General features: G+C 50.5%; 4 protein-coding genes and 1 pseudogene. All 5 read right to left on the minus strand.

Translation table 11 applies throughout. From position 1 onward, the window contains the following. A partial coding sequence (locus Q8M98_05095) for a helix-turn-helix domain-containing protein (protein MDP3114138.1) occupies positions 1-228 on the minus strand: 228 nt, incomplete at its 3' end. A gap of 203 nt (positions 229-431) precedes the next feature. Then, positions 432-593, minus strand: a pseudogene (locus Q8M98_05100) (FlgD immunoglobulin-like domain containing protein). An 18-nt stretch (positions 594-611) separates the two neighbouring features. Then, on the minus strand, positions 612-2,282 hold the full coding sequence (locus Q8M98_05105; GenBank protein ID MDP3114139.1) for a hypothetical protein: 1,671 nt from the start codon (positions 2,280-2,282) through the stop codon (positions 612-614). 333 nt (positions 2,283-2,615) lie between these two features. Further along, positions 2,616-4,151 carry a nucleotide sugar dehydrogenase gene (locus Q8M98_05110; GenBank protein MDP3114140.1) on the minus strand — a complete coding sequence of 512 codons (1,536 nt, stop codon included), beginning with the start codon at positions 4,149-4,151 and terminating at the stop codon, positions 2,616-2,618. Between the two features lie 82 nt (positions 4,152-4,233). Beyond that, on the minus strand, positions 4,234-5,172 hold the full coding sequence (locus Q8M98_05115; protein MDP3114141.1) for a D-glucuronyl C5-epimerase family protein: 939 nt from the start codon (positions 5,170-5,172) through the stop codon (positions 4,234-4,236). Positions 5,173-5,540: the final 368 nt, after the last annotated feature.

Below are 5,540 nucleotides of genomic sequence, written 5' to 3' on the forward strand. Positions count from 1 at the left end.
CTGACTGTAAACACTTTCCTCGCCTATACGATTGTAATTGTATACCCACTTGTTGATCGTATATACTGAGACGCCAATCATATCTGCAAGTTCTTTAGCTGATAACGCTTTGGATTTGGCCAAATACAAGGCCTGCCAACGGTTATGCTCTTGGATGTCCTTACTGGTAAGCATTCTATGCCTTAGCTCTTCAGCAGGCAATGTGTCGTTAACATGGATACGGTTCATCTGTACCTCCAGCTATTGTTGTTCTGGAGATACTATAATCATAATTTGGATTTATGCAAGCGAATTAGTATAAGTCATTGAAGGATAAGCTGATATAAAACAGGGGGGAAAGACCGCGGTTTAGCGGAGATTCACCACTTTATACACGAACTATGACTGCCGGTCGAGACGCGGATGAGATAGATACCGGGTGCGGAACGCTTTCAGCGAGCGTCTTTCCCGTCCCAGGTGAAGAGGTTTTTCCCTGCGGGCAGGTTTGGCGTAACGATGCTTCGCACCCGCTGACCTTTCAGATTATAGACGGAAATCTCGGCAGACCCGCTCTTGGTGAGCAGCAAAGCGATGCTGACGGATTCCCGGAAGGGGTTGGGATAGAGGAGAAGCTATTCCAGGTTAGTGATTTTCAAGGCGGTCAGATTGGTCTCCAAGTCCTCGGTTTCGAGGTATTCGATGCTGATCGTGTCGCCTGCTTTGGCGATTGGCAGGTAGCTGGAAAGATTCGTGGTGGCGATGAATATCTTGCCTGGTTTTTCGGAAATACTGATGTAATAATACGCTCTGGCTTCCTTGATGTCCACCCCGACGCGAGCAATCGTGCCGGTGAAGGTTATCTTTTGTGCGGTACCTTCTGGAATTGTCCCGATGCGGCTGCTGGCAAGCGTCATTTGATAGTTGTCCCGTGCGGCTTTGATGGATTCTCCCACGCCCACGATGCTGAAGTCCTTGACCGAGACGAAGGCAAATTGCTTCACCAAGCCGGCGCTGTCTTTGAGCGTCATGAAATAGGTGGCGATGCCGTTCATGTTCACGAGGATGGGAAAGGTCGCCGAATACTTGAAGTTTTGCACCTTGCCTTGCGCGCTCATTTGTGCCGCGTATTCTGTGGCGCCGCTCATTCGATAGAGATGCGTGCGCTTGGAACGAGTGTCCGTAAGCATAAATCCCACCGTTCCTTCATCGTTTCCGACGCTGGACATGCCGGTGTAGAAATAGCTGCGTTCGTCATTTCCGTAAATGATATTATAGCCTTCGGTTACCATCAGCATGTCGCGCTTGCCGAAGACAGTATTCCAAAAACCACGAACATATTTCCCCCACCAGTCAAGCTGAAGCAGGACAAATTCCGCCGGTTGGACACGATCTATCCAGGCGGGGATCTTTTCGTCCGACCAACCCTCAGCGGTTTTGATCATCGGATAATGGCTGATCTTTCCCGTGCCGGCATGCACCACTGCCAAAGCGACCGCTTCGGAACCGAGCACACCGATTTTGTGGTCATAAACCGTTGCCGTCCAATATGGTTCGCCATCGTCGTCGATCTCGAAAGTATAATCGCCCACGCCTCTGGTGACATATCCGTTCAGATATAGATGGCGGTGCAGATTCTGGTTGAAATAGGAGTTTGCCTGGTATTTGATCAATATGGGCTTGCCATTGATCTCGCGCACAAAGTCGATCTTTTGGGGATTGGTGGCGGAGATCATGATATAACCCGGCGTGCCTTCGGAGATATTGGTCATCCATTTGAAGAAACCGCTGTGCAAAAGCGGGATCACCCAATAGAGCTCACCCTTCACCATCTGGCGGGTGGGCCAACCCAAGGTCACACGGCTTCCGAGGGCAAAATCGTCTCCGAGTTTCTTTTCCGCCAGGGAAGCGGCGAAAGATCGATCCACGACCGGGATCTGATCCAGCTTGATCGGAGAGATAAGCTCGGTGAAATCGGTGGATTTGACCTCGCCGATGAGGTTGCGATAACTCCTTGCCCGAAACACTCCGGAGGAGACAATCGGAGCCAACACAATAAACAACGCCAGAAACAGATAAGCGATCCTGACGATCTTGCCGATGCGTTTCACGGATAAAAACGGCAGCATGCAAAATGCCAGAGCGACCGCCCATCCGACAAAACGGATGGAAATGACCGGCATGAAAAAATAGAGAACAAAAGCGGATAGCAGTACAAACAGGATGATTGCGAAATGGAGCTTCATACGTATAGGCTTGAAGTTGAGCTCAACTTTCGCGGGGTTTGGCGTGGACTGGTTCATCATACCTCCTATGGGGGATGCGATTTTGTTGCCAGCCTGATAGCGTGCCGGTTTTTGGCAAGAAGTTTTTGATGGTGGAAAGGTATGCCGGTAGCGCAGCATGCCACTGCTGCGAAGGTGAAGAGGGTAAAAGATGAAAGGGTGGAATGAGTATGTTAAAACCGGAATGCGGTCGCAACAATACTCATCTACCATCTCAAAGCCGATACCCACCCCTTAAACTCATTTGTCTTATTTCTTACTATTGGTGTTCGCCTCCCAACTCGTCATTGGCGCAGCTCACCTTTCCACTCTTCCACCTTTCCACCAAAGCTACGCTCCACCCTCCCAGATCTATCAGTCGATGATATGACCCTTGCCCACACCGCGGACTTTGCAGCCAAGCTTCTTGTATGTGGCGATGGTCTCGTCCGAGAGGAAATTGGAGCAATCCACAATGAGGGGTTTGGTGCCGCAGAGAGCCACAAGTTCAGCAGGACAGAGATGCTTGTATTGATCGTGTCCAACGGCGAAGATGACGACGTCTGCTTTCGGAAGAACCTCCGCCAGATCGCTTTCCACCTTGGATTCCTCAAGCTCTGGCCATGCTTCCACATAGGGATCATGGGTGAGAACGATGGCAAAGTCCTTTCTGAGAAACTCCACCAAGGTCTTGGAGGGAGAGTGGCGAGTATCGCCCACGTTTTCCAGATAGGAAACGCCGAGGATGGCGATTCTGAGGTTTCGCAGGGTCTCAAATTCCTTTTTCACGATTTGGATGGTATGCAGGGGCATGGTGTCGTTGATATTAACCGAACGGATGGCGACGTCCAGAGTATCGTCGATCTCAAAGAGGGTCTTCATCGCCCAATTTGCCAGCACGGGATCTTTGGTGAGACAATATCCGCCGACTCCGAGGCTGGGGCGCAAAAGGTTGTCGTGTGTGCCTTGGCGTTTGCGGATGGCATCGCGAACCTTGAAGATGTCCACACCGATGTTTTCGGCAAAGCGTGCCCACTCAAGCGTGAGAGCGATGTTTGCGGCACGGTAGGAATTTTCCATCGTCTTGGCAAGCTCGGAAGCGTTTGTGCTGTCAAGCTGGGTGAGAGGAAAGTTTTCCACGTCAAGGACATTGGAGAGAAACTCGCGACAAAGCTCGATGCTCTGGGTGTTCACTCCGGAAAAGACGCGCCAGAAATCTCGGATTGAAGCCACATACTTGGCGCCCGGCATCACTCTTTCATAGGAGTGGGCGACGAGGGGAGGATTCTTCGCGATATCGATGCCGCGTTTGACGAATTCTTCCTCGAGGATGGGCTTGACGACCTTTTCGCAGGTTCCGGGAGGGACAGTGGTTTCCACAAGCACCATGCAATGGGGTTGGATGTTTTGCCCCAAAGTGCGGATGCCTTCGCGGAAAGCGGTGATATCGCAATAGCCTTTTTCAGCTTCACCGAAGGCGGGCTTGGTGGCATCGAGCTGGATGTCCACGACCACGATGTCCACGAGGCTATAAACATAGTCCTCGCTGGTGGCGCGAAAGTTTTTCTTTTCCACCACGGTGCGGTGAAAGATCTGGGGAACTTCCGGATCGGAAGAACTCACCGGCGGAATGCCGGAATTGATGACGGGAACTTTCCAGAAAGAGCGCTTTGAGGCTCTTTGGTGTCCGTGAACATAATAAATGGGATTGCCGTCCCTGTCGGTGGCGTCGGCAACGACGGATGCCATCACGCAGCCTACGAAACCGAGACCCTGCACTGCCACGATCTGGCGTCTCAGCTTGCGCTGTTCCACCGTAATTTGTTTCAAAACCTCACATTCTCTTGCGCTTTCTTCCTCCGTGGGCATCCTGTATTCTCTTCCATCGGGAGCGATCGAAACTTTTAGCATAAACCAGTTTCTCCTTATATGTTTTTGTAATTTGCCTTCAAAAATAGCAGAGGGGAGATATGTCAAGAATATTCTGCTTCCCTTAGTGAAAATCCGTATAGAGTAACTGGCTCACCGCTTGGAAATAGAGGTCTCCGGTATAGATGAAACATTGGTTGAGCAGAATCTGATGCAAAGCGTGGTAAAGGGGGTCTGGAAACCGGAACTTGAGGCAGTAATAGCTTTTGCCGGCGGGATTGCGATAAAGCAGGATATTGTCCCGCACGGTGGTCATTTGTTTGCTGAAGAAACGCGCTGCTTTCTTGTTGCCAAAGACCCACCAATAGTCATAGAGTCCGAAGGAACCGATGATCGAACCGTTCAGCACAAATCTTTGCGTGGGATGGGGATATTCGTCCACCCAATAATAGCCATCCGCCACGCCCAGTGTATCGCCTTTGGAAATATAGACGCAGGGAATGGGGCTGTCCAGATCCCTGAGCGTGGCTAAGGTGGAATCCGCCAGTTCGCGGTAGCGGGTTTCTCCCGTGAGATAATACATCCGGGAAAACAATGAGAGCAGGATTCCCTGCGCCATGCCGGAATACCAGGGAGCGATGTAGGTAATATTTGTCATCCCGGCTGGGTAGTCGAACTCATAAGGAAAAAGAATCTTGTCTTCAAGCCTTGTGGCGCGCTGGCTGAGAGCCTCGATCGATGCCCGCACATAGTTCAGATAGCGTTGGTCGTTGGTGTTGTTAAAGTCGCTCAAAGCTTGTTGACAACGTTGTCCGATCATCACCGGATGATAGTAATCTTGTCCTTGAAAGGCAAAGAGTGAGACCCCGTTTTCATCGACCGGAGCCCAATGCATGTTATTGTAAAGCGCTGTCCGGTTTTGGTATAACTGCCGGTATTCCATCCGAACCAGTGAGTAATTGTGATCAATGATGGTCGATTCGATGGTTGGCGCTGTATTGCGGTTGCATGCAACCAGCATCATTGAAACGACGATCATCAGCGCGATGGTCAACTTTAGCATATACTGCTCCTTTGTCTATTATGATTAATATATGGGATTTATTACGTCCGTGCCTTCTTGCAGGAATATGGATAACTGTCAAGATATTTGACAGCGGTCATGTAAGCTCGGTGGAAAGGAATATGGAATTACCGACGTCCCCGTCGGTTCTTGCCCGCAGGATCGGTTACAGATTTGTGGGTTGACTACAGATTTGTGGATGGTTTACGTAATTTGCAGATGTGTCAAGCTCATCGCTATTTTCGCATAGGGATAGAGCTTCGTGTCGCCGACGGGGACGTCGGCGTTCCATGATATGGAATTACCGACGTCCCCGTCGGTTCTTGCCCGCAGGATCGGTTACAGATTTGTGGGTTGACTACAGATTT

It is taken from the genome of Candidatus Cloacimonadaceae bacterium (assembly GCA_030693415.1).
In the GTDB taxonomy this organism is placed as follows: domain Bacteria; phylum Cloacimonadota; class Cloacimonadia; order Cloacimonadales; family Cloacimonadaceae; genus JAUYAR01.